Consider the following 22,216-nt stretch of genomic DNA (forward strand, 5'->3'; position numbering starts at 1 on the left):
AACTTGACATTGAACTGCGTCAGCCCAGAATAGGCTGCATGCAGCGCCCCGCTCTTTCGGCTGTCGCCGAACTGCTCAAGCCCATCACCTGGTTTCCGCCGATGTGGGCTTTTGGCTGCGGTGTCGTGGCCTCGGGCATGCCGGCCGAAGGGCGCTGGCCGCTGATCGTGGCGGGCGTGCTGCTCGCCGGCCCCTTCGTCTGCGCCACCAGCCAGGCGGTCAACGACTGGTTCGACCGCCATGTGGACGCCATCAACGAGCCGCAGCGCCCCATCCCCTCCGGCCGCATGCCCGGCCACTGGGGCCTGTACATCGCCATCCTCTGGACGCTGCTGTCGCTGCTGCTGGCCTGGCAGCTCGGCCCGGCGGGCTTCCTGGCCGGCCTGGTCGGCCTGCTGCTGGCCTGGGCCTACAGCGCGCCGCCGCTGCGCCTGAAGCGCAACGGCTGGTGGGGCAATGCCGCCTGCGGCCTCTGCTACGAAGGCCTGGCCTGGATCACCGGCGCGGCCGTGATGGCCATGGGCGGCTGGCCCGATGCGCGATCGCTGACGCTGGCCTTGCTCTACAGCCTGGGCGCCCACGGCATCATGACGCTGAACGACTTCAAGTCCATGAAGGGCGACCGGCAGATGGGCATCGACTCGCTGCCCGTCATGCTCGGCGCGCCGGGTGCGGCCTATGTCGCCTCCATCGTGATGGCGACGCCGCAAGTCATCGTCGCGCTGCTGCTGTGGCACTGGGGCCAGGGCTGGCACGGCCTGGCGGTGGCCGGCCTGCTGGCCGTGCAGTTGCTGATGATGAAGCGCTTCGTGGCCCAGCCGTTGGCGCGGGCCGTCTGGTACAGCGGCGCGGGCGTGCCGCTGTTCGTGTCGGGCATGCTGGTCAGCGCCTTTGCCTTGCGCGGGATCGTGACATGAGCAGGCCTTTCGGTGCCTTGAGCGTGCTGCGGCTGGGCCTGGTGCAGGCCAGCCTGGGCGCCATCGTCGTGCTCACCACGTCGACGCTGAACCGCGTGATGGTGGTGGAGATGGCCTTGCCGGCGCTGCTGCCGGGCCTGCTGCTGGCGCTGCACTATGTCGTGCAGATCAGCCGCCCGCGCATGGGCCATGGCTCGGACCTGGGCCGGCGCCGCACGCCCTGGATCATGGGCGGCATGGTCACGCTGGCGGCCGGCGGCTGGCTCGCCGCGCTGGCCACTGTGTGGATGGGCAGCAGCCCGGCCGCCGGCATCGCGCTGGCCCTGGTGGCCTACACACTGATTGGCCTGGGCGTGGCCGCCAGCGGCACCTCGCTGCTGGCGCTGCTGGCCAAGCGCGTGCCGGCCGAGAAGCGCGCCACAGCGGCCACGACGCTCTGGATCATGATGATCGCCGGCTTCGTCGTGACGGCCGGCGTGGCGGGCAGCCTGCTCGACCCGTTCTCGCCGGGCCGGCTGATGTGGGTCGCAGGCGGTGTCGCGCTGTCGGCCGTGGTGTTGACCGCGCTGGCGTTGATCGGCCTGGAAGGGCCGGCGCAAGCGATCGCCGCAACCTGCGCGCCGGTGGACTTCAGGCAAGCGCTGCAGGACGCCTGGGCCGAGCCGCGCGCGCGCCGATTCACCGTCTTCGTCTTCGTCTCCATGCTGGCCTTCAGCATGCAGGACCTGATCCTGGAGCCCTTCGCCGGCCTGGTGTTCGGCCTGACGCCGGGCGCCACCACCAAGCTTTCCGGCACCCAGCACAGCGGCGCGCTGGTCGGCATGCTGCTGGCCGCTGCGGCGGGCAGCCGCTGGGCCGGACGGCACTGGGGCTCGCTGCGCAGCTGGACCGTCTGCGGCTGCGTGGCCTCGGCCTTGGCGCTGGGCGGGCTGGTGTGTGCCGGTCTCGTGGGCCCGACCTGGCCGCTGCAGGCGAATGTCTTTGCGCTGGGCCTGGCGACCGGCGCGTTCTCCATCGCGGCCATCGCTTCCATGATGGGCCTGGCCGGCGCCGGCGAGGCGGGCCACGAAGGCGTGCGCATGGGCCTGTGGGGCGCGGCCCAGGCCATGGCGTTTGCGCTGGGCGGCGTGCTGGGCACGGCGGCCAGCGACCTGACGCGCTGGCTCATCGCCGATGTCGGCCTGGCTTATGCGCTGGTCTTCCTGCTCGACGCCGCGCTCTTCATCGGGGCGGCCCGTCTGGCTGCCCGCGTGGAACCTCGCGCCAGGTCCTCGCGCGCCAACTTGGGAGAGCGGTATGAACCACAGCCAGCCGGTGGACTTTGATGTCGTCGTGGTGGGCGGTGGCCCAGCCGGTGCGACGGCGGCGGACGACCTGGCCAGCCAGGGCCAGCGCGTGCTGCTGCTGGACCGCGCCGGCCGCATCAAGCCCTGCGGCGGCGCCATCCCGCCGCGCCTGATCGCGGACTTCGCCATCCCCGAGCACATGCTCGTGGCCCGCGCCACGGCCGCGCGCATGGTCTCGCCCAAGGCGGTGGAGGTGGACATCCCGATCGAAGGCGGCTTCGTCGGCATGGTGGACCGTGAGCAGTTCGACGAATGGCTGCGCGAGCGCGCCGCCGCGCATGGCGCCGAGCGCCGCACCGGCAGCTTCGAGCGGCTGGACCGCGATGCGGACGGCATCAGCGTCGTGCACTACAGCGCCGACGGTGGCCCGCAAAGCGTGCGCACTCGCGCCGTCATCGGTGCCGACGGGGCCCGGTCCCAGGTGGCGCAGCAGGCCGTCCCCGGCGCCGACAAGGGCCGTTTCGTGTTCGCGTACCACGAGATCGTCGCCGTACCCGAGCAGCCGCCCGCCGGCTACCTCGGCAGCCGCTGCGAGGTGCACTACCGGGGCGAGCTGTCCCCCGATTTCTACGGCTGGGTGTTCCCCCACGGCACCAGCGTCAGCATCGGCACCGGCAGCGCCGACAAGGGCTTCTCGTTGCGCCGGGGCGTCATGCAGCTGCGCGCATCGGCCGGCCTGGCCCACGCGCGCACGCTGCGCCGCGAGGGCGCGCCCATCCCGATGAAGCCGCTGCCCCGCTGGGACAACGGCCGCGACGTGGTGCTGGCCGGTGACGCGGCCGGCGTCGTCGCGCCTGCGTCGGGGGAGGGCATCTACTACGCGATGCTGGGTGGCCGCCTTGCTGCCGAGGCCGTGCAGCTGCTGCTGCAGACCGGCGATGCGAAGTCCCTGGCCCTGGCCCGCAAGCGCTTCATGCGCGAGCACGGCCGGGTGTTCTGGGTCCTCGGCATCATGCAGCGCTTCTGGTACAGCAGCGACAAGCGCCGCGAGCGGTTCGTCAGCATCTGCCGCGACCGCGACGTGCAGCAGCTCACCTTCGACGCCTACATGCACAAGCGGCTGGTGCGTGCCAAACCCATGGCGCACGCGCGCATCTTCTTCAAGGACATGGCCCATCTGCTCGGGCTGGCGCGGGTGTGATGGACAACCTGCTCGACGCCCGACTGCTGCGCCACCTGGTGGACCTGGTGCTGGCGGTCAGCCTGATCGAATTGCTCTGGCTTTTGCTGCGCCGGCCCACGGGGTTCACGAATCTGGCGCCCAATGTATTGGCCGGGCTGAGCCTGACGCTGGCGCTGCGCCTGAGCCTTGTCGGCTCAAACCACGCCTGGATCGTTCTCTGCCTGGCCGCTGCGGGCCTGGCCCATCTGCTGGACCTGCGGGCGCGCCGACGCCACCCCGGACTTTTCACACCCACCCAGCCCCTCGGGCAAGGAAGGCAATCACCATGAGCACACGTCGCAATTTCATCCGCCTGGTCCCCATTGCAGGCGCCGGCATGCTGGCCGGTACGGCCTGGTCCCAGGCGATGGTTGACGAGAAAGACGCGATGGCCGCTTCTCTCGGCTACGTGGCCGACGCCACCAAGACCAACAAGACCAAATACCCCAAGTACGCCGCCGGCCAGGCCTGCAGCACCTGTGCGCTTTACACAGGCAAGGCCGGTGCGGCGTCCGGGCCCTGCGGCATCTTCCCGGGCAAGCAGGTGGCGGCCAAGGGCTGGTGCAGCGCTTACGCAAAAAAGCCTTGAGTCGCTGAAAGCAACGTCGCATGAGGCTGCTCCCGGCCGACCTGCCCGAGCGAGCTGCCCTCTCGCTGGAGGTGCACGCGCGGCCGTCGGAGCCGCTGGCGGCGCCTGGCCGTGCCAGCTATGCGGCGGTGCTGGTGGACGCCGACGAGCGCGAGCGCGAGCTGGCCCACCTCGCCCGGCTGTGCCGAACGCACGGCCAGGCGCCGCCGGCCGCCGATGCGGTGCACTGGAGTGGCCTGATCGGCGGCCTGCGGCTCAAGTGGGAGCGCCATGGCGAGTTCTCCAGCTACACGCTGCTGATGGCGGCGCGCGCAACCGCGCCGTTTGTCGACTCCGCCGCTGCCAACCTGCCGCCCGGCTGGCTGGCTGGCGTGCCGGGCATGACGGTCTATGCCGGCCATGCCGAACTGCTGCAGGCCGAGGACGCGCCCGCGCTGCCCGACCTGCAGCAGCAGTTCTTCGCTGGCAACGCAGTCGTCGGCAGCGCCGTGGGCGATGGCGCGGGCCTGGCCTACTCCGACTTCCTCATCCATCCCGACGGCTTTGGCCGCATGCTGCTGGTGGACCAGGGCCTCACGCCGCTGATGGCCGGCCGCATGCTGCAGCGGCTGTTCGAGATCGAGGCCTACCGCATGATGGCCTTGCTGGCCTTCCCGGTGGCGCGCCGCCTGTCGCCGCGCATCCTCGCCATCGAGCGCGCGCTGGCGGGCCTCACCGATGACATCGCCCGCGACGGGGGGCGTGACGAGAAGCTGTTGCACGAGTTGACCCGTCTGGCGGCCGAGGTGGAGAGTGGCCTGTCCGCCAGCCAGTTCCGCTTCGGCGCCTGCCGGGCCTATGCCGAACTGGTGCGAACCCGCATCGGCGAGCTGCGCGAGCGGCGGCTGAGCGGCCTGCAGACCATCGACGAATTCATGGGCCGCCGCTTCACACCTGCCGTGGCCACCTGCGCCACCGTGTCGCAGCGCATGCACGATCTGTCCGAGCGCGTCGCCCAGGCCAGTCACCTGCTGTCCACGCGGGTCGACATTGCCCGCGAACACCAGAACCACGCGCTGCTGGCCTCCATGGACCGGCGCGCCAAGATGCAGCTGCGGCTGCAGCAGACGGTCGAGGGCCTGTCCATCGCCGCCATCGTCTACTACATGGCCGGCGTGGTGGGCTACGTCGCCAAGGGCGGGCGCTCGCTGGGCGCACCGCTTGACGTCGACCTGTTCGTGGGCCTGAGCGTGCCGGTCCTGGCGCTGTTGGCCTTCAATGCGGTGCGCAAGGCGCGGCGCCGCGCGCGTGAAAACGAGGCGGTCTGAACACCGATGAGCACACCCTTTCCTTTTTCTGCCATCGTCGGCCAGGACGAGATGAAGCGCGCCATCCTGATCGCCGCCGTTGAGCCCGCCATCGGCGGCCTGCTGGTCCTGGGCGACCGCGGCACCGGCAAGTCCACCGCCGTGCGTGGCCTGGCTGCGCTGCTGCCTAAGATGCGCGCGGTGCAGGGTTGCCGCTACCACTGCGACCCGGCGGTGTCTTCCGCCTGCGAAGACTGCGCGCGGCTGAAGTCGGCCGGCCGCCTCAAGACCGAAGAGCTGCCCGTCCCCGTCGTCGACCTGCCGCTGGGCGCCAGCGAGGACCGGGTGTTGGGCGCGCTCGACCTGGAGCGGGCGCTGTCGCAGGGCATCAAGGTCTTCGAGCCCGGCCTGCTGGCGCGCGCCCACCGCGGCTTTCTGTACATCGACGAGGTCAACCTGCTGGAGGACCACCTCGTCGACCTGCTCATCGACGTGGCCGCCTCGGGCGAGAACGTCATCGAGCGCGAGGGCCTGAGCGTGCGCCACCCCGCGCGCTTCGTGCTGGTGGGCAGCGGCAACCCCGAGGAGGGCGAACTGCGGCCGCAGCTGCTGGACCGCTTCGGCCTGTCGGTCGAGGTGAAGACGCCCACCGACATTGCCCAGCGCGTGGAGGTCGTGCGCCGCCGGGACGCCTTCGAGCGCGACCCCGTCGCCTTCACGACGACGTGGGCCAAGCAGGACGTGAAGGTGCGCCGGCAGATCCTGCAGGCCCGCGACCGCCTGACCGACCTCGCCGTCAGCGACGCCGTGCTGCACCGCGCCGCCGAGTTGTGCGTGGCGGTGGGCAGCGACGGCCTGCGCGGCGAGCTGACGCTGATGCGTGCCGCCCGCGCGCTGGCCGCGCTGCAGGCTGCGCCGGAGGTCACGCTGGCGCATCTGCGCGAGATCGCCGTGCCCGCGCTGCGCCACCGGCTGCGCCGCAATCCGCTGGACGACACCGGCTCGGGCGAGCGCATCGAGCGTGCGGTGGCCGAGTTGTGGACTTGACCGAGTTCGACCCGGGGCTGCAGGCGATCTGTCTGCTGGCGGTAGACCCACAAGGCCTTGGCGGCCTGTGCCTGCGTGGCGCGGCTGGCCCGGCGCGTGATGCGCTGCTGGCCACGCTTCGTCGTTTGCTCCCGGCTGAAACACCCTGGCGCCGCCTGCCGCTGCAGGTCGACGATGAACGCCTGCTGGGCGGCCTGGACCTGGGCCTGAGCCTGGCCGCCGGCCGGCCCGTGGCGCAAGCCGGCCTGCTGGCCGAGGCCGATGGCGGCGTGCTGCTGCTGCCCATGGCCGAGCGAGTGGACGCCGGGCTGGCGGCCAAGCTGGCGTCGGCGCTGGAGCAGGGCGCGTCGCGCTTTTGCGTCGTGGCGCTGGACGAAGGGCAGTCGGCCGAAGAGCAACTGCCGGCCGGCCTGCTGGAGCGGCTGGCGTTGATCGCGAGCCCGGCTGCGCCCGACCTTGCGGCGGGATTGGCGGGGCTGAGCGAGGGTCAGGCCTTGCCGTTTGATCTGGCCGAAGCGCGGCAGCGGCTGGCTCGCATCCCTTACGACGACGCCACCGTGGAGGCGCTGTGCGGCACGGCTGCCGCGCTGGGCTTGCAGTCGTTGCGCGCTCCCTGGCAGGCCTGGCGCGCGGCCTGCGCGGCGGCGGCCATTGCGGGGCGGGATGCAGTGACGCAGGCCGATGCCGAACTGGCCGCTCGGCTGGTGTTGGCGCCGCGTGCGCGCGCCTTGCCGCAGGCGCAGGCTGAGGCCGAATCAGCGCAGGCACCTGAGCCTTCAGCTTCGCCCGAGCCACAGCCGTCAGCACCCGAAGCCGCCGACGCCTCGCCACCCGAGCCCAGCGAAGGCGAGCAGCAGGCCCAGCAACTGCAGGAACAAATGATCGCTGCAGCCCAGGCCGCCATCCCGCCCGGCCTACTGGCCAGCCTGGCCGGCGTGCCCACGAAAGGCGGCGCGGGCGCCGGCCGGCGCGGTGCTGCCGCCCGCCCGGCGCAAAGCGGCCGGCCGCTGGCGTCGCGGCGTGGCAGCCTGCGCGCCGGTAGCCGGCTGGACCTGCTCGCCACCATGCGCGCCGCCATCCCCTGGCAGCGCCTGCGTATGCTGGAGCGCGAGCAGCAAGGCCTGGCCCCCGTTCTTGGTCAAACATCGGCCCGCCTGCTGCTGCGGCGCGATGACTTCCACATCAAGCGCTACCGCCGCCCCAACGAGACGACGACGGTCTTCGTCGTCGACGCCTCCGGCTCCCAGGCGCTCAACCGCCTGGCCGAGGCCAAGGGCGCGGTGGAGCTGCTGCTGGCCGACTGCTATGTGCGCCGCGACCGCGTGGCGCTGATCGCGTTTCGCGGCGAAGGCGCCGAGGTGCTGCTGCCGCCCACCCGCTCCCTGGTGCGCGCGCGGCGGTCACTGTCCGGCCTGCCTGGCGGCGGCGGCACGCCGCTGGCGGCCGGCATCGAGGCGGCCTGGCTGTTGGGCAGCAGCCTGCAGTCGCGCGAGGGCGGCCGGGCGGTGCTCGTCTTCCTGACGGATGCCCGCGCCAACATCGCCCGCGACGGCAGCGCCGGCAGGGGGGCTGCGATGCAAGACGCGCTGGCCGCCGCCCAGCGCCTGCGCGCGGAAGGCCTGGCCAGCGTGCTCATCGACACCTCGCCCCGCCCCCAGCCGGCCGCGATGGCGCTGGCCCAGGCGATGGCGGCGCGCTATGTGCCGTTGCCGCAGGGGCAGGCGGCGCAGGTGTATGCGGCGGTGGCGAGGGTGGGTTGAGCGGGCTGCAATACAACGAGGGCGTCCTAGCGGGCATGCAACTGCTAGGTTGGTTCGGCCGCACCAACCTTTGTTGAACGCTCGAATCGTCATTCGCTGTGGGCGCATGAGATTCGCTGTTGGCGAAAATTGTTTTGACGCCGAAGCAGTGGTCCGGCTACACTCGCGCCGCGGTTGCGGAGATTTATGTCTCGTAGCAATGGGGGCTTCGGCCCTGCGGGGGTGTTACAGCCCCTACCCAATCCCAGACCAGACGGCGGCGCGGTCCCACGACCACGGCTCTCCGGCAGGCAGGGGATAGCCGAGTCCGACGAGAGCCGGACTCGGGTAACTGGCTCAGGGGGAAAAGCGCGGTTTTCTCCAGGTTGTTTCCATCACGAGCGTACGAGAGGCATCAGGCTAAGGCGGGAGGTCCCGCTGAGGTTGTTGATGTCGCGTCGTGAAAGGCCCCAAATGACAACCAAAGAAACCGCAAAACCGTGTCCGTCGACGGAACGGAAGAAGTCGAAGGTCGTGATCCTCAAGGAGGTTCTCGGCTGGGCAGCAACCCTCTACCGGGTGTTCAACCTGGTGGATGGACGTTGGAACTGGGTCAAGGAGCACTGGCAAGTGCTTCGTGACTGGTTTGTCGACTTCCTGTGAAGACGACTACTCCTGATCTTTTTACTGCCAGGACCATGATGTTGAACGAAGCGCTAAGGCTTGTCAGGGCCTATCACGACCTCTCGCAGTCGGAGCTATCCGCCCAGTTGGGTATCTCCAACTCCTATTTGTCGGAGATTGAGTCTGGCAAGAAGCAGCCAACACTCGAGATGTTGAACAGATATAGCGAGCATTTCGATATTCCGGTTTCGTCGCTGCTGTTCTTTTCGGAGAATCTTCACCAAACAGGGCTCACCAGCAATCTGCGCGTTGGAGCCGCAAAGAAAGTTTTGGCATTACTTCATTGGGTTGAAGCAAAAAGTGTCAGCAAGTCCGAATCCAGCGCCAGGTAAGGCGCGCAAGTCATACGCATTGAATCAGTGTGCCCTCTACAAGGTGGGCTCCAAGAAGCGGCTGGCGCAGATCCTCGAAGTCAGTGCCGGCGATTTGACGAGGCTGTCGGTTGACGATGGCAATTTCGAAATCTTCGAACTCGAAGCACAGGTTTGTGAGTTCACCGGTAGGACGCGAAAGGCGCGATGGGTGCAGAACCCGGTCCCCGATCTGAAGATCGTGCTTGCGCGGATAGCCAAGCTGCTTTCCCGTATCCAATCTCCGGACTACTGCCACGGCGCGACACCTGGTCGGTCATACCGATCTAACGCTCTGGCTCATGTCGGCGCACGGTCAGTCGCTACGTTCGACCTCAAGGAATTTTTCCCATCCACATCGTCGAAACAGGTCTTCCGCTTCTTCCTGAAGGATTTGCAGTGCGCACCGGATGTGGCTGGACTCCTTACAGATCTCTGCACCTACAGGCGCGCGCTACCCACCGGCGCGCCGTCAAGCCCGATCCTGGCCTACTGGGCTAATCGAGGCTTGTTCGAAGCAGTTGATCGACGCGGTAAAGAGCTAAAGCTGAAGCTGTCGGTCTATGTCGACGACATCACTCTGTCTGGAGACGCGATCCCGCGCAGTCTGACTGACCAAATGGAAGGCATCGTCGAGAGCCATGGACATAAGCTGTCTGGGGATAAGACTAGGCTCTTCGGCCCCGGGCGTCCCAAGCATGTCACCGGCGTTGTCATCGCGGGCGGGGCACTGCGTGTGCCGCACACCCGGTTTCGCAAGGCCCGCGCCATTCGAGCCGCATTTGACGCGGAGAAGGACTGTCAGAAGCGCGCGCTGCTGGCCGCCAAACTGTGTGGTCTTTTGGGGGAGGCTGCCTTCTTGGACGTCCGTTACAAGCGAATGGCCGCCGACAGCGTGAGGCTGTTGGCCGCCGCGAAATCGAAACTGCCTGCACGTTCTGCTCGCACACGGGTATGCAAAGCCAAACGAGCAGCAGCCTCGGGAACCAAGCGTTGGCAGGTGGCCGGCCCTGTTCCGTTCTGACAGGCGACCGCTGGGTCGCGTCATTGAGACGACAAGCGCTGATCTCACGACTGCGACAGCCGCCACTCAGCCATCATGTCCAACACGCCGTTTTGCATGCTCGGGCGACGTTTTTTCGATGGCACATACACATCGACCCATGACCGAACTGACCGCCTTCCACACCGACATCAAGTCCATCCTGGAGCAAGCCCGCAGCAAGGCGCGCTCGGCGGTGAACTCGGCCATGGTGGAGGCGTACTGGCTGATCGGCCAGCGCATCGTGCAGGAAGAGCAGCAGGGGCAGCACAAGGCCCAGTACGGCGCGCGGCTGCTGGAGAACCTGTCTCGGGCGCTGACCGAGAACTTTGGCAAAGGCTTCTCCTATGCCAACCTGCGCAATTTCCGCCAGTTCTACCTGACCTACCCCGACTGGGAGATTTGCTACACAGCGTGTAGCAAATTGAGCTGGAGCCACAACCGGCTGATCATGCGGGAGGACGACCCCAAGGCCAGGGCCTACTACCTGGCCGAGGGCGCTGCGCAGCAATGGACCGTGCGGCAGCTGGAGCGCAACCTGCAGAGCCGCAGTTTCCAACGCCTGTTGTCGTCTCAAGGCAAGACCGAAGCCAGCGGCGCAGCGAGCCTTGAGTCGCTGGGCGACTTCATCAAGGACCCCTACGTGCTGGAGTTTCTGCAGCTGCCGGAATCGGCCCGGCTCCGGGAGAGTGAGCTGGAGCAAGCCATCATCGACGAGCTGCAGAAGTTCCTGCTGGAGCTGGGCAAGGGCTTCTCGTTCGTGGCGCGGCAGATGCGCATCAGCACCGAGACCAGCCATTTCTTCATGGACCTGGTGTTCTACAACTACCTGCTCAAGTGCTTCGTCATCATCGACCTGAAGACGGGCACGCTCACCCACCAGGACATCGGCCAGATGGACATGTATGTGCGCATGTTCGACGACCTCAAGCGCGGCGAGGACGACAACCCGACCATCGGTCTCATCCTGTGCGACAGCAAGGATGAGACCGTCGTCAAGTATTCGGTCATCAAGGAAAGCCAGCAGCTCTTCGCCTCCAAGTATCAGCGGGTGCTGCCCACCGAGGCCGAACTGATTGCCGAGATCGAGCGGGAGAAGCGCTTGATCGGCGCACAACGTGATTTGCCCGATGCGCCCGGCGCAGCAGACCCAGACGACACCCTATGACCGACGACGACATCGAACTCATCTACTCACCGCTGTCGCAGACCCACAGCGCCGAGGGGCACACGCTGCGCATCGAGATCTACCGTGGCGCGGGCGAGCCGTGGATTCTGGAAATCGAGGACGAGCTTGGAACGTCCACCGTGTGGGACGACCGATTCGAAACCGACACCGCTGCCCTGGCTGCGGCCTTTGAGGCGATCGAAGCGGAGGGCATTCATGCCTTCGTGACCGACGCCCAGCAGGCGGCCAAAGAAGCCGAGCCCGAGCTGTTGCGTCGGCTGTCGGAGGTCGAGCGTCCCGCTATGCCGCCCGGCATGCAAGCCATGATGACGCCGCTGTCGGAGGAGGAACTTGAAGAGCTGGACATGTTCCTGCTGGAGCTGGAAGCCGAAGAGAGCATGACGCTGGACATGCTCGACGGCTATCTGCACGCGCTGGCGATCGGGCCGGAAACGGTGATGCCCAGCCAATGGCTGCCCAGGGTGTGGGGGCAGGAAGAAGGCGCGATGTTGCCGCCGGTGGACGACCTGGATCAGGCCAACCACCTGCTGGGCCTGGTGATGCGCCACTTCAACAACATCGTGGCTGGCTTTGACCACAGTCCGCCGCTGCTAGCGCCCTTGTGGCACACGGTTCAGTACGGTCCCGACGAGGAATTCGAGGATGCGGAAGCCTGGACCTTTGGCTTCACGGACGCCGTGCGTCTCAGCCCGGCGGCGTGGCAGGCGCTGTTCAAGCACCCGGACGGCCAGCGTTGGTACCGGCCCATCGGCTTGCTGGGCGAAGACGATTTCTCGCCCGACCAGGACGAGCTGACCCGCACCCCCGAGCAGCGCGCGGCGCTGGCGGAGCAGATCGAGGAGAGTCTGCTGCGCATCCATGCGTTCTGGCTGCCGCTGCGGCAGGCGGTTAGCGAGCGCGAGCTGGCGCAGCGCATCAGCACCAAGGTCGGCCGCAACGAGCCGTGCCCCTGCAACAGCGGCAACAAGTTCAAGAAGTGCTGCGGGGCCCCGGCCGAACTGCACTGACAGCCCCCTCACGCGCATTGCGGGTCGCGTCCCGCAGCGCCACCAGCAACGCGTTGACCACCTCTGGCGCCTCCTCATGCGCCAGATGCCCCAGCCCCGGCAGCGGGTGAAAGCTCGCCCCCGGCAGCCACCGCGCCAGCTCCAGCGACTGCACCGGCGCCACCGTGCGGTCGGCCAAGCCCGCCGCCAGCCACAGCGGCGTGCGCAGTTCGGGCAGGCGGGCCTGCAGGTCTTCCAACTGCCAACTGGCCAGCATGTCCAGCACACCGCGCAGGTGTTCAGGCTGCTTCAGCAGCTCGCGGTAGTGCTGCACGCCGGCTTCGTCCAGGCGGGAGCCGGTGGAGGCGATCAGGTTTGTCAGCGCCCGCGGCTGGCCAGCGTGGCGGCCGACCCAGGCGGGCAGCCAGGCGCTGCGTGACGCGAGCTTGGCCACGGCCGGCGCCACCAGGCCCATCAGGCCGGGCAGCGGCTGCAGCGCGCCGTTGACGGCCAGCAGCCCGCGCGCCTGGGGCAGGCGGCCGTCCAGGCTCATCTGCACCATCACCGCCGCGCCGGCCGAGTGGCCGGCAACCAGCGCGGGCTGCCAGTCCAGCGCGTTGAGCAGGTCGCCGACCGCAGCGGCCATGCGCGGCAGGCTGGCCTGGCGGTCGGCAAAGCCTTCGCTGCCGCCGTGGCCGGGCAGGTCGGGGATGAGCATGTTGAAGTGCGCCGCCAGCGCAGGCAGGCAGGGGCGCCAGGACTGCAGCGACGACCCGGTGCCGTGTAGCAGCAGCAGGTTCGGCCCCTCATTGCCCATGCGCAGCAGCCGCCAGCGCAATCGGCCGGCCTGCAGCTCCAAGGGCAGGGCACTGTCAGGGCTCATCCAAAACCCGGTTGTCAATCAAACTAGACACTCGTAGTATCCGGCTCATGTTGACACAAGGCCAGTCGCTTTCGCACGTCACGGCAGGCGACCCGCGCCCGCAGGCGCTGGTCATCGGCAGCGGCTTTGGCGGCCTGGCGGCGGCGGTGCGCCTCGGCGCCCGGGGCTACCGGGTCACGGTGCTGGAAAAGCTCGACGCCCCCGGCGGCCGAGCCTATGTGCACAAGCAGGACGGCTTCACCTTCGACGCCGGCCCCACTGTCATCACTGCGCCCTTCCTGTTCGAGGAGCTGTGGGCCCTGTGCGGCAAAAAGCTCGCCGACGACGTGGACCTGCGGCCGGTCGCGCCGTTCTACCGCGTGCGCTTCGACGACGGCACGGTGTTCGACTACAGCGGCGACGCCGAGGCCATGCGCGCCGAGGTCGCCAAGCTGTCGCCCGGCGACGTGGCCGGCTACGAGCGCTTCCTGGCCGCCAGCGAGGCGATCTACAAGGTCGGCTTCGAGCAGCTGGGCCACGTGTCCTTCGAGCGCTGGACCGACATGGCCAAGGTGCTGCCCGACTTGCTGAAGCTGGAGGGCTACCGCACGGTCTACGGGCTGGCGAGCAAGCACGTCAAAGACGAGAAGCTGCGCGTGGTGCTGACCTTCCAGTCGCTGCTGGTGGGCGGCAATCCGTTCTCCACCACGTCGGTCTACTGCCTGATCGCCTTTCTGGAGCGGCGCTTCGGCGTGCACTTCGCGATGGGCGGCACCGGCGCGCTGGTGCGTGGGCTGGTGGGGCTGATCGAAGGGCAGGGCGGGCGGGTGCTGTGCGGGCAGGGGGTCGAGGAGATCCTCGTGGACGAGGGCGCGGCCTGCGGTGTCCGCCTGCAGACCGGCCAGCAACTGCGAGCCGACGTGGTGGTCTCCAACGCCGATTCCGCCTGGACCTACAAGCATCTGCTGCCCGGCCGCTTGCGCCGCCGCTGGACCGACAAGCGCATCGCCAAGGCGCGCTATTCGATGAGCCTGTTCGTCTGGTACTTCGGCACCAGGCGCCAGTACCGCGACGTGGCCCACCACACCATCTCGCTGGGCCCGCGATACGAAGGGCTGCTGGACGACATCTTCACGAACAAGCACCTGGCCGACGACTTCAGCCTCTACCTGCACCGGCCCACGGCCACGGACCCCAGCCTCGCCCCGCCCGGCTGCGACACCTTCTACGTGCTGGCCCCGGTGCCGCATCTGGACGCCGGCGTGGACTGGGCGCTGCGTGCCGAGCCCTACCGTGCGGCGATTGCCAAGCGGCTGAGCGAGACGCTGCTGCCGGGCCTGGAGCAGGAAGTCGTCAGCTCCCTGATGCTGACGCCGCAGGACTTCCAGGACCGGCTCAGTTCCTACAAGGGCGCGGCCTTCGCGCTGGAGCCGGTGCTGACGCAAAGCGCCTGGTTCCGCCCGCACAACCGCAGCGAGGAGGTGGAGCGGCTCTACCTCGTCGGCGCCGGCACGCACCCGGGCGCCGGCCTGCCGGGCGTGCTGTCGTCGGCCCGGGTGCTGGACAGCATCGTGCCGCACGCCCGCGACCTGCCGCGCCCCCATCAACCTCTGGCCGAGGAAGGTTTTGCCCATGTCCGCACTGCATGAAACCCCGCCGCTGCTGGCGGCCGACCTCGCCGCCTGCCGGGCGAGCCTGGCCAGCAACTCCAAGACCTTCCACGCCGCCTCGCTGCTGCTGCCGCCCGGTGTGCGCGCGCCGGCCACGGTGTTGTACGGCTTCTGCCGGCTGGCCGACGACACGGTGGACGTCGGCGGCGGCCGGCGCCTGGCGATCAGCCAGCTGCGCCGCCGGCTGGACCGCGTTTTCGAGGGCCGGCCTCAGTCCGTGGCCGCCGACCGCGCGCTGGCTGCCGTCGTCGCGCAGTACGCCATCCCGCGCGCGCTGCTGGACCTGTTGCTGGAAGGCCTGAGCTGGGACGTCGACGGCCGCGAGTACGAGACGCTGGACGACCTGCAGGACTACGCCGCCCGCGTGGCCGGCACCGTGGGCGCCATGATGAGTCTGCTGATGGGCGTGCGCTCGCCCGATGCGCTGGCGCGCGCCGGCGACCTGGGCGTGGCCATGCAGCTGTCCAACATCGCGCGGGACGTCGGCGAGGACGCCGGCATGGGGCGCCTGTACCTGCCGCGCCAGTGGCTGCGCGAGGTGGGCCTGGACCCCGCCGCGTGGCTGGCCGCGCCGCGCTTCGATCCGGCGTTGGCATCTGTTGTGCAGCGCCTGCTGGACGCCGCCGATGTGCTCTATGCGCGGGCTGCAGCCGGCGTCGCCAGCCTGCCGCTGGCCTGCCGCCCTGGCATCAACGCCGCCCGGCTGATGTACGCCGCCGTGGGCCACGAGGTGGCGCGTGCCGGTTGCGATTCGGTCAGCCGCCGGGCCGTGGTGCCGCGCGCGCGCAAGCAGCGCCTGCTGCTGCGCGCCGCAGTCAGCCTGTGGCCCGCGTCCGGCCGCCTGGGCGAGCCGCCCTTGCCCGCCAACCTGCCGTTGCTGGCGGCCGTGGCGGCGACGCCGGCCGCCCAGCCGGTGCGCAAGGTCGACTTCGTCATCGACCTCTTCGACCGGCTCGGCCGCCAGGATCGCCAGGCCACGCTGGGTCGGAGCGCCGTATGAGTGTGCTGGCCCTGGGCCTGAACCATGGCAGCGCGCCGCTGGACCTGCGCGGGCGCTTCGCGATTCCGCTGGAGGCGCTGGGCCGCAGCGTGCAGGGGCTGCGCAGCCACCTAGCGCGCGCCCAGCCAGAGGTGGCCATCCTGTCCACCTGCAATCGCACCGAGCTTTACGTCGGCCTGCCCCCGAGCGCCTGCCCGCGCCATGCACTGGAGCTGGCCGAGCCGGCCATCGAATGGCTGGCCGCGCACGGTGGCACCAGCCCCGACAGCCTGCGCAGCCACAGCTACTTCCTGCAGGGCGCCGATGCCGCGCGCCACGCCTTCCGCGTCGCTGCGGGGCTGGATTCCATGGTGCTGGGCGAGCCGCAGATCCTCGGCCAGATGAAGGTCGCCGTGCGCGAGGCCGATAGCGCCGGCGCGCTGGGCGCCACGCTGCACCAGATGTTCCAGCGCAGCTTTGCCGTGGCCAAGGAGGTGCGCAGCAGCACCGAGATCGGCGCGCATGCAGTCAGCATGGCGGCGGCGGCCGTGCGCCTGGCGCTGCAGGTGTTCGAGGACCTGGGCGACGCGCGCGTGTTGTTCGTCGGCGCGGGCGAGATGATCGAGTTGGTCGCCACGCACTTCGCGGCGCAGAAGCCGCTGCAGATGACGGTGGCCAACCGCAGCGCCGAGCGCGGCCGGTTGCTGGCCGAGCGCCTGCATGCACAGCAGCTGCCATTGGCTGACCTCGGCCAGCATCTGCAGGACTTCGACATCGTCATCAGCTGCACCGCCAGCAGCCTGCCGCTGATCGGCCTGGGCGCCGTCGAGCGGGCCATGAAGGCCCGCAAGCGCCGGCCGATGCTGATGCTGGACCTGGCCGTGCCGCGCGACATCGAGCCCGAGGTGGCGCGGCTGGACGACGTGTTCCTCTACACCGTGGACGACTTGGCCCGCCATGTGCAGACCAGCGGCGAGCGCCGCCAGGCCGCCGTGCAGCAGGCCGAGGCCATCGTCAGCGCCGGCGTCAGCAGCTTCGCGCAATGGCTGGAGCAGCGCGCCACCGTGCCGCTGATCCAGGCGCTGCAACGCCAGACAGAGGACTGGCGCCAGGCTGAGCTGACGAAGGCGCGGCGCGCGTTGGCCAGGGGGCAGGACGTGGACGCCGTGATGGAAACGCTGTCGGCAGCGCTGACGCGCAAGATGCTGCACGGCGCCCTGAGCGAGCTGCACGGCAGCGCGGGCCCGGCGCATGCGCAGTGGATGAACTCGGTGGAGAAGCTTTTCCTGCGGCCGGCTGCGGTGCGCGAGTAATCCCGTGCCCGGTCACTGGTTCGGCCTCATCGAGCTGCTGCTGGTGTTCGGCCTGGTGCTGGGCTGGGCGGGCTGGCAGTGGTGGGACTGGTGGCGGTGGCGCAAGACGCAGGAGCGCAAGCGGCTTGAACAGCGCGATCTGGACGAATAGCCGCGACGCCTGACTCCGCATGGAATGCAACAGCCTGGGATCGCAATGCCGCATCAGCTGATCTATTCGTCCACGTCCTCCACGCCCATGCAGCAGGAGGATCTGGAAGACATCCTTGAGCGGGCACAACGCAACAACGCCCGCTCGGGCGTCACCGGCGCTCTGGTCTACGTGGATGGCTGCTTTCTGCAGGTGCTCGAAGGGGAGGAGGGCGCGGTGCAAGGCTTGATGGAGAGGATCTCCGTCGACCTCCGCCACGAGAACGTCACGGTGCTGCAGGCGCAGGCCGTGGATGCGGCGGCGTTCGCGAACTGGAAGATGGCTTACGTGAGCGCCACGTCTGCAGAGGTGGCGCTATGGGCGGGGCTGAGTGCGAGGACGGAACTCGCGGAAACCTTGGAAAACCTGCGCATCGACCGCCAAAGAACGATGCAGGCCTTGGATGGCATCCTGTCCGTCTTGTTGCACGAGCAGCGAGCCAGCTTGGGCGGGGCTCAGTGAAGCCACGGCTAAAATTCAAGCCTCCGACGAATCACCATGCGCAAGCCTCCGCAGCCCCCTCAACCCGCCCGCAAGCCCAGCGAGCAGTCGGTGCGACGCTCTGTTGCCAGCTCCACGGCCATCGAGACCGGCCAGAGCATCGAGGCGCTGGAAGCCAAGCTGCGCAATCCGGCGCGACGCTTCGCTCACATCACGTTGACTCGCTGATCCGAGAGTCTGACGCCTGCATGGCTGCGGCAACAAGGCCGCACATGGGCTCGTAGTCACCGGCCAGGCCGGAATGGATGGCTGAGATGTAGTCGGCCTTGCGCGTCTCCCAGGTGCTGTAGTCCAAGGTTTCATGGCCGCCCTGAATGGCCATCACGTCCGCCAGCAGGCGCGACAGGCGGCCATTGCCCTCGCGGAAAGGGTGGATCAGGATGAACTCCACATGCGTGACTGCGATGGCCTCAATCAGTGTGGGTGCCGCCATGCCGTTGCAGGGCGTCCACCGCGACAGGCAATCTTGTTCAAAGGTCGCGAGCAAGCAAGGGATCTGCGGGGCAGCGGCAAGCATGAAGCCGCCCTTGCCCATGTTCACCGAGCGCTCTTGGCCCACCCACCCAGCTGTAGACGTTGCCCAGCCACTGACGGTGCCAGGTCTTGATGTCTTGCACCGTGATGCGCCGGTCGGGCAAGTGCAGCAGGTCCAGTAGCACTGCCTTGTACAGCTGTGCCAGCAGCTCCAGCTCCAACTCGTCCATGTCGCCGGGCAAGGTGATATCGAGCAGGTTGCGCAGCACCAGGCCGTTGGAGCCGGGCTGGAACTCGCCTTCGTCGCTGTGGATGTCGTATCGGCTCATGGCGTTGGCCTGCATCCTCTCAGAACACCGCGTGATCGCCACGTTCCGGCGACTGCACCGCGCCGGTGACCAGCATGGAGTAGAAGTTCGCCAGCGTTTGCGAGCCCGTCGAGGGCGTGACGGTTGGGTCGTAGCAACCAGTCAACGGGTTCAGCACCAGCATCGACTCCGTCGCGTAATAGCGGCCGATGCGCGCCAGCTCCGCCTTGTCGGCCAGCCTGGGCGCCACGCGGCCCAGCGTGGTGAGCGTGGCGATGATCAAGTCCATCAACCCCACCGGCACCGACTTGAACTTCGGCGCCATGCCCAGCGCGGCGAACAGCAGTTCGCCCTGCTGCCGTGCGGTGAGCGCCGGGCCGGGGCCGCCGATGGGCAGGATGCGGTGGTGGCGCTCGGGCAGGTGCAGGCAGTCGGCGAGGTAGTCGGCCAGGTCGTCGTCGCTGATGGGCTTGCAGGCGGTCAGCTCGCCGTTGCCGAAGATGAGAAAGGGCTTGCCCCGCCGTACCCGCTCCACCTGGCCCGACAGCGACTTGAAGAAGGCGGTCGGCCGCACGATGGACCAGGCGAGACCCGAGTCCATCAGCGCGGCCTCGAAGGCGAGCTTGGCCTGCTGGAAGGCCAGGAGCGGCTTCTGCACGCACAGCGCCGACAGCAGCACCATCTGCGTCACGCCCGCCTGCTGCGCGGCGGCGAGGGCGTGCAGGTGCGCTTGGTGGTCGATGGCCCAGGCATTCTGCGGCGCGCCGGTGCGCGAGGCCAGGCAGGAGACGAGGGCGTCGAAGCGTTCGCCGCGAAAGCCAGCGTGGGCCAGCGAGACCGGGTCGCACACGTCGCCGAAGCGCAGCGTCGCACCGGCCAGCAGCCGCTCGGTGTCGTGCGCTTGCAGCCGCCCGCCGACACCAGCGCGCGGGCGCACGAAGCAGACGACCTCGTGCCCGCGCCGCAGCAGCGCCCGCACGGTGGCCTGGCCGATGGTGCCGGTGGCGCCGAGCATGAAGACGCGCTGCGGCATCAGCGAGCCCGGCGTGGCATGCGAAACGGCAGCAGGGCCTGCACCCAGGGCTGGCTGAAGCGCTGCAGCGACAGGCTCTCGTGCATGGCGAGCGAGCCGTCTGCCGGGTCGCGCAGCAGCGAGCGGCTGTAGAAGGGCCCGCTTTCCAGGGTGGCGATCAGCTCGGGCGCTTGCTCGGCACGGCTGCTGCGGGCCAGGCCCCAGGTGGTACCGGGCAGCGCGTGGCGCGGCGGCAGCGGGCGGGGCTGGATGCGGCCGTCGGCGTCGATGTCCAGCGCCAGCGCGCGCTCGGCGCCGTCCAGCGTCTGCACCTCGTAGTGCACGCGGCTGCCGTGGCCGGGCAGGGCGCTGCGCGACCACTGCCAGCTGGCGAAGTCCCGCTCCAGCGGCCGTGTGCCGTGGTTGGCGTCGAGGTAGGCGTCGCCTTGCCAGCGCAGCTGCGGCGCGTCGAAGTCCAGCGCGATGCGGGCGCGCGGGGCGATCGGCTGCCAGTGGTGGCGGCCCGCCGTGTCGAGCGCGAAGGCCTGGCCCGGCTGCGCTTGCGGCTGCAGATGGATGCGCCCGCGCAGGCGCTGCGGCCAGGGCGCGGTCCATTCGTCAACGTCGATGTGCAGGCCGCCATCCGCGCTCCACGCCAGCCGGCTGGGCCCGATCTGCAACTGGCGGTCGTTGCGCTGCAGCTGCTGCTCACCGCGCTCGGTCATCGCCCACAGGCGTTCATAGGTCGTGCGGCCCTCCGGGCGGCGGTACAGCGACAGGTTCAGCGCGCAATGGGCCTCGGGTCGTGCGCCGGCATCGCCGTTGCGGCGCCGCGCCCAGGCGTAGTAGGGCGAGAAGACGCTGCCGACAAAGGCGATCAACGTCAGTGCGAAAGCGCTGCCGTCGGGCTGCGGGTCGCTCAGCGCGTCGACATACCACCAGGCATAAGCGCCGCCGTCGAGCGCGATGTCGAACGCAGGGCCGTGCAGATCTGCTCGGCGGCCAGCTGGCCCGACAGCGCCGCCATCGGCACGCCCGGCCCCGGGTGCACCGAGCCGCCGGCCAGCCACAGCCCCGGCACCCGCGTGCGGCCATCCGGGCGCGAGAAGCTCGCCCGCCAGCCGTGGCTGGCAGGGCCGTACAGCGCCCCGCCACTGCCCGGGAACATCTGCGCAAAGTCCTGCGGGCGCGTCAGCACCGGCACCGGCGAGCCGGGTTTCAGCTGCAGGCCAGCACGGCTCAATTGGGTCCACATCTGCTCTTCGCATCGTGCGATCTCCGTTGGCGTGAGGGGGCGCCCGTCGGCGGCCGGGGCGTTCACCAGGCACATCAGCCGCTCGGCCCGGCGCGGGCCGTGGCGTGTGGGGCGGGCGTCGCCGGCACGGTCCTGGGCGCAGACGTAGACCGTGGGCGCTGCAGGCAGGCTGCCCTGGGCAATGGCCTCGAACTCGGCGCGGTAACCCGCCGGTGGGCCGAAGAAGACGTTGTGGTGCGACAGCTCGAAGCCGCTGGTCTCGGCTTGGCAATGCCAGGTCAGCGCCGACAGCGAGCGCTGCGACCGCGCGGGTGCGCCGAGCGCCTCCCGCACCGGCTGGCCCAGCAGGCCGCTGCCCAGCGCCTGGGCGTCGCCGTTGAACAGCACCGCGTCGGCGTGCAGGCGCTGGCCGTCTGCCAGCTCCACGCCGCTGACCCGGCCGCGCTCCATCAGCAGCTGGCTGGCCTCGCAGCCATAGCTGATGCGCACGCCCTGCTGCTGCGCGCAGCCCGCCAGCACCTGGGCGAGCCGGAACATGCCGCCCTCGACCTGCCAGACTGCCTCGCGCTCGACATGGGCCACCAGCATCAGCGTGGCCGGTGCGTCGAAGGGCGAGGAGCCGCAGTAGGTGGCGTAGCGGCCGAACAGCTGTTGCAGGCGCGGGTCGTGGAAGTAGCGGCCCAGCTCCCGCCACAGCGTCGTGAACGGCGAGATGCGCAGCAACTGGCGCAGGCCGGGCAGGCCTTGCTGGCGCAGCACCCGCCAAGCCAGCGACCCCGGCGTGGGCCGGTTGCTCTGCATGAACGGGCGGTCCAGCGTCTCGTAGACCTGCCGCGCACGCACGCAGAAGGCGCGGTAGCGCCGGGCCTCGGCCGCGCTGCTGAAGTGGGCAATCGCGTCCACGCTCAGCTCCAGGTCGGCCGACAGGTCCAGCCGCTCGCCCGGCCCCCAGGCGTGGCGGGCCAGCACGTCGCAGCGGCGCAGATGCAGGTGGCGGTCCAGCGACAAGCCCAGGCGCTCGAACAGCGCGTCGAACACCCAGCGCATGGTCAGCACCGTGGGCCCACCGTCCAGCCGCTGCGGCCCCAGTTCGACCTGGCGCATCTTGCCGCCCGGCGTCTCGGCGCGCTCGACCACCTGCACGTCGAAGCCCCTGCGCGCGAGCAGCGCAGCTGCCGTCAGCCCGCCCACGCCGGCACCGATCACCAGCACATGCGGTGGGCGGAGGCGGTCGGGCGGGGCACGCATTGACGCAAATCCTGCTTGTGTCTATTCTGATTGACACATATTAATGTAATTCGACGGCGACAAGCCT

At 69.3% G+C, this 22,216-nt stretch carries 25 protein-coding genes; 19 read left to right on the forward strand and 6 right to left on the reverse strand.

All coding sequences use genetic code 11. The features are described from left to right. Positions 1-38 precede the first annotated feature (38 nt). The 13 genes from chlG to ACG00Y_RS19030 all read left to right on the forward strand — a co-directional run bounded on the left by chlG (position 39) and on the right by ACG00Y_RS19030 (position 12,358). Positions 39-917, forward strand: coding sequence for a chlorophyll synthase ChlG (gene chlG, locus ACG00Y_RS18970; RefSeq protein ID WP_394481534.1), 879 nt, complete (start codon positions 39-41; stop codon positions 915-917). After that, the gene (locus ACG00Y_RS18975; RefSeq protein WP_394481536.1) at positions 914-2,242 is read left to right on the forward strand and encodes a BCD family MFS transporter; all 1,329 of its coding nucleotides are present in this window, start codon (positions 914-916) and stop codon (positions 2,240-2,242) included. The genes chlG and ACG00Y_RS18975 overlap by 4 nt, the downstream gene beginning before the upstream one ends. Continuing rightward, complete coding sequence (locus ACG00Y_RS18980) at positions 2,214-3,404, forward strand: geranylgeranyl diphosphate reductase (protein WP_394481538.1); 1,191 nt, start codon at positions 2,214-2,216, stop codon at positions 3,402-3,404. Before ACG00Y_RS18975 ends, ACG00Y_RS18980 begins: the two co-directional genes overlap by 29 nt. After that, positions 3,404-3,715: a hypothetical protein gene (locus tag ACG00Y_RS18985; protein ID WP_394481540.1), complete on the forward strand. Its 312-nt coding sequence runs from the start codon at positions 3,404-3,406 to the stop codon at positions 3,713-3,715. The genes ACG00Y_RS18980 and ACG00Y_RS18985 overlap by 1 nt, the downstream gene beginning before the upstream one ends. Continuing rightward, on the forward strand, positions 3,712-4,014 hold the full coding sequence (locus tag ACG00Y_RS18990) for a high-potential iron-sulfur protein (protein ID WP_394481542.1): 303 nt from the start codon (positions 3,712-3,714) through the stop codon (positions 4,012-4,014). Before ACG00Y_RS18985 ends, ACG00Y_RS18990 begins: the two co-directional genes overlap by 4 nt. 20 nt (positions 4,015-4,034) lie before the next feature. Further along, positions 4,035-5,321: a DUF3422 family protein gene (locus ACG00Y_RS18995; RefSeq protein WP_394481544.1), complete on the forward strand. Its 1,287-nt coding sequence runs from the start codon at positions 4,035-4,037 to the stop codon at positions 5,319-5,321. A gap of 6 nt (positions 5,322-5,327) precedes the next feature. Beyond that, complete coding sequence (gene bchI / locus ACG00Y_RS19000; RefSeq protein WP_394481546.1) at positions 5,328-6,347, forward strand: magnesium chelatase ATPase subunit I; 1,020 nt, start codon at positions 5,328-5,330, stop codon at positions 6,345-6,347. Then, positions 6,344-8,107 (forward strand): magnesium chelatase subunit D, encoded by a 1,764-nt coding sequence (locus ACG00Y_RS19005; protein WP_394481548.1) that lies wholly within the window; start codon positions 6,344-6,346, stop codon positions 8,105-8,107. The genes bchI and ACG00Y_RS19005 overlap by 4 nt, the downstream gene beginning before the upstream one ends. Before the next feature lie 453 nt (positions 8,108-8,560). Beyond that, positions 8,561-8,749: a hypothetical protein gene (locus ACG00Y_RS19010; RefSeq protein ID WP_394481549.1), complete on the forward strand. Its 189-nt coding sequence runs from the start codon at positions 8,561-8,563 to the stop codon at positions 8,747-8,749. A gap of 35 nt (positions 8,750-8,784) precedes the next feature. Further along, positions 8,785-9,102 carry a helix-turn-helix transcriptional regulator gene (locus tag ACG00Y_RS19015; RefSeq protein ID WP_394481550.1) on the forward strand — a complete coding sequence of 106 codons (318 nt, stop codon included), beginning with the start codon at positions 8,785-8,787 and terminating at the stop codon, positions 9,100-9,102. Between the two features lie 43 nt (positions 9,103-9,145). Continuing rightward, a complete protein-coding gene (locus ACG00Y_RS19020; protein ID WP_394481552.1) occupies positions 9,146-10,144 on the forward strand; it encodes a reverse transcriptase family protein in 999 nt (332 codons plus the stop codon). 139 nt (positions 10,145-10,283) lie between these two features. Then, positions 10,284-11,330, forward strand: coding sequence for a PDDEXK nuclease domain-containing protein (locus ACG00Y_RS19025; RefSeq protein WP_394481554.1), 1,047 nt, complete (start codon positions 10,284-10,286; stop codon positions 11,328-11,330). Next, a complete protein-coding gene (locus tag ACG00Y_RS19030) occupies positions 11,327-12,358 on the forward strand; it encodes a UPF0149 family protein (RefSeq protein ID WP_394481556.1) in 1,032 nt (343 codons plus the stop codon). The genes ACG00Y_RS19025 and ACG00Y_RS19030 overlap by 4 nt, the downstream gene beginning before the upstream one ends. Here the strand turns inward: ACG00Y_RS19030 and bchO are convergent. Beyond that, positions 12,321-13,220: an alpha/beta fold hydrolase BchO gene (gene bchO, locus ACG00Y_RS19035; RefSeq protein WP_394481558.1), complete on the reverse strand. Its 900-nt coding sequence runs from the start codon at positions 13,218-13,220 to the stop codon at positions 12,321-12,323. The two genes, ACG00Y_RS19030 and bchO, sit on opposite strands and share 38 nt — an antisense overlap. 47 nt (positions 13,221-13,267) lie before the next feature. Here bchO and ACG00Y_RS19040 point away from each other — a divergent pair, with 47 nt between their 5' ends. The 6 genes from ACG00Y_RS19040 to ACG00Y_RS19065 are packed head-to-tail and all read left to right on the forward strand — an operon-like array spanning position 13,268 to position 18,020. After that, entirely contained in the window at positions 13,268-14,848 is a 1,581-nt protein-coding gene (locus tag ACG00Y_RS19040) for a phytoene desaturase (RefSeq protein ID WP_394481560.1), read from the forward strand. Further along, complete coding sequence (locus ACG00Y_RS19045; RefSeq protein WP_394481561.1) at positions 14,832-15,869, forward strand: phytoene/squalene synthase family protein; 1,038 nt, start codon at positions 14,832-14,834, stop codon at positions 15,867-15,869. The genes ACG00Y_RS19040 and ACG00Y_RS19045 overlap by 17 nt, the downstream gene beginning before the upstream one ends. After that, a complete protein-coding gene (hemA, locus tag ACG00Y_RS19050; protein WP_394481563.1) occupies positions 15,866-17,161 on the forward strand; it encodes a glutamyl-tRNA reductase in 1,296 nt (431 codons plus the stop codon). Before ACG00Y_RS19045 ends, hemA begins: the two co-directional genes overlap by 4 nt. Positions 17,162-17,165: 4 nt before the next feature. Further along, the gene (locus ACG00Y_RS19055; RefSeq protein ID WP_394481564.1) at positions 17,166-17,312 is read left to right on the forward strand and encodes a hypothetical protein; all 147 of its coding nucleotides are present in this window, start codon (positions 17,166-17,168) and stop codon (positions 17,310-17,312) included. A 45-nt stretch (positions 17,313-17,357) separates the two neighbouring features. Further along, the gene (locus ACG00Y_RS19060; protein ID WP_394481566.1) at positions 17,358-17,813 is read left to right on the forward strand and encodes a BLUF domain-containing protein; all 456 of its coding nucleotides are present in this window, start codon (positions 17,358-17,360) and stop codon (positions 17,811-17,813) included. Positions 17,814-17,849: 36 nt separating this feature from the next. After that, a complete protein-coding gene (locus ACG00Y_RS19065; RefSeq protein WP_394481568.1) occupies positions 17,850-18,020 on the forward strand; it encodes a hypothetical protein in 171 nt (56 codons plus the stop codon). Here the strand turns inward: ACG00Y_RS19065 and ACG00Y_RS19070 are convergent. From ACG00Y_RS19070 to crtD, 5 genes are read right to left on the reverse strand one after another with little or no spacing between them, the layout of a single operon-like run. Beyond that, the gene (locus ACG00Y_RS19070; RefSeq protein ID WP_394481942.1) at positions 18,004-18,387 is read right to left on the reverse strand and encodes a Fic/DOC family protein; all 384 of its coding nucleotides are present in this window, start codon (positions 18,385-18,387) and stop codon (positions 18,004-18,006) included. The two genes, ACG00Y_RS19065 and ACG00Y_RS19070, sit on opposite strands and share 17 nt — an antisense overlap. After that, complete coding sequence (locus ACG00Y_RS19075; RefSeq protein ID WP_394481569.1) at positions 18,323-18,655, reverse strand: hypothetical protein; 333 nt, start codon at positions 18,653-18,655, stop codon at positions 18,323-18,325. Before ACG00Y_RS19075 ends, ACG00Y_RS19070 begins: the two co-directional genes overlap by 65 nt. Positions 18,656-18,674: 19 nt before the next feature. Further along, a complete protein-coding gene (locus ACG00Y_RS19080; RefSeq protein WP_394481571.1) occupies positions 18,675-19,667 on the reverse strand; it encodes an NAD(P)H-binding protein in 993 nt (330 codons plus the stop codon). After that, a complete protein-coding gene (locus tag ACG00Y_RS19085) occupies positions 19,667-20,527 on the reverse strand; it encodes a carotenoid 1,2-hydratase (RefSeq protein ID WP_394481573.1) in 861 nt (286 codons plus the stop codon). The genes ACG00Y_RS19080 and ACG00Y_RS19085 overlap by 1 nt, the downstream gene beginning before the upstream one ends. A 38-nt stretch (positions 20,528-20,565) precedes the next feature. Further along, positions 20,566-22,149: a 1-hydroxycarotenoid 3,4-desaturase CrtD gene (gene crtD / locus ACG00Y_RS19090; protein WP_394481575.1), complete on the reverse strand. Its 1,584-nt coding sequence runs from the start codon at positions 22,147-22,149 to the stop codon at positions 20,566-20,568. Positions 22,150-22,216: the final 67 nt, after the last annotated feature.

The sequence above is a fragment of the Pelomonas parva genome, assembly GCF_043555835.1.
GTDB classification, from domain to species: domain Bacteria; phylum Pseudomonadota; class Gammaproteobacteria; order Burkholderiales; family Burkholderiaceae_C; genus Pelomonas; species Pelomonas parva.

Bases quoted from the DNA above. Each gene is read 5' to 3' on its own strand.
- chlG (WP_394481534.1), top strand. From the start codon at position 39: ATGCAGCGCCCCGCTCTTTCGGCTGTCGCCGAACTGCTCAAGCCCATC.
- ACG00Y_RS18975 (WP_394481536.1), top strand. From the start codon at position 914: ATGAGCAGGCCTTTCGGTGCCTTGAGCGTGCTGCGGCTGGGCCTGGTG.
- ACG00Y_RS18980 (WP_394481538.1), top strand. From the start codon at position 2,214: ATGAACCACAGCCAGCCGGTGGACTTTGATGTCGTCGTGGTGGGCGGT.
- ACG00Y_RS18985 (WP_394481540.1), top strand. From the start codon at position 3,404: ATGGACAACCTGCTCGACGCCCGACTGCTGCGCCACCTGGTGGACCTG.
- ACG00Y_RS18990 (WP_394481542.1), top strand. From the start codon at position 3,712: ATGAGCACACGTCGCAATTTCATCCGCCTGGTCCCCATTGCAGGCGCC.
- ACG00Y_RS18995 (WP_394481544.1), top strand. From the start codon at position 4,035: ATGAGGCTGCTCCCGGCCGACCTGCCCGAGCGAGCTGCCCTCTCGCTG.
- bchI (WP_394481546.1), top strand. From the start codon at position 5,328: ATGAGCACACCCTTTCCTTTTTCTGCCATCGTCGGCCAGGACGAGATG.
- ACG00Y_RS19010 (WP_394481549.1), top strand. From the start codon at position 8,561: ATGACAACCAAAGAAACCGCAAAACCGTGTCCGTCGACGGAACGGAAG.
- ACG00Y_RS19015 (WP_394481550.1), top strand. From the start codon at position 8,785: ATGATGTTGAACGAAGCGCTAAGGCTTGTCAGGGCCTATCACGACCTC.
- ACG00Y_RS19025 (WP_394481554.1), top strand. From the start codon at position 10,284: ATGACCGAACTGACCGCCTTCCACACCGACATCAAGTCCATCCTGGAG.
- ACG00Y_RS19030 (WP_394481556.1), top strand. From the start codon at position 11,327: ATGACCGACGACGACATCGAACTCATCTACTCACCGCTGTCGCAGACC.
- bchO (WP_394481558.1), bottom strand. From the start codon at position 13,220: ATGAGCCCTGACAGTGCCCTGCCCTTGGAGCTGCAGGCCGGCCGATTG.
- ACG00Y_RS19040 (WP_394481560.1), top strand. From the start codon at position 13,268: ATGTTGACACAAGGCCAGTCGCTTTCGCACGTCACGGCAGGCGACCCG.
- ACG00Y_RS19045 (WP_394481561.1), top strand. From the start codon at position 14,832: ATGTCCGCACTGCATGAAACCCCGCCGCTGCTGGCGGCCGACCTCGCC.
- hemA (WP_394481563.1), top strand. From the start codon at position 15,866: ATGAGTGTGCTGGCCCTGGGCCTGAACCATGGCAGCGCGCCGCTGGAC.
- ACG00Y_RS19060 (WP_394481566.1), top strand. From the start codon at position 17,358: ATGCCGCATCAGCTGATCTATTCGTCCACGTCCTCCACGCCCATGCAG.
- ACG00Y_RS19065 (WP_394481568.1), top strand. From the start codon at position 17,850: ATGCGCAAGCCTCCGCAGCCCCCTCAACCCGCCCGCAAGCCCAGCGAG.
- ACG00Y_RS19070 (WP_394481942.1), bottom strand. From the start codon at position 18,387: ATGGGCAAGGGCGGCTTCATGCTTGCCGCTGCCCCGCAGATCCCTTGC.
- ACG00Y_RS19075 (WP_394481569.1), bottom strand. From the start codon at position 18,655: ATGAGCCGATACGACATCCACAGCGACGAAGGCGAGTTCCAGCCCGGC.
- ACG00Y_RS19080 (WP_394481571.1), bottom strand. From the start codon at position 19,667: ATGCCGCAGCGCGTCTTCATGCTCGGCGCCACCGGCACCATCGGCCAG.
- crtD (WP_394481575.1), bottom strand. From the start codon at position 22,149: ATGCGTGCCCCGCCCGACCGCCTCCGCCCACCGCATGTGCTGGTGATC.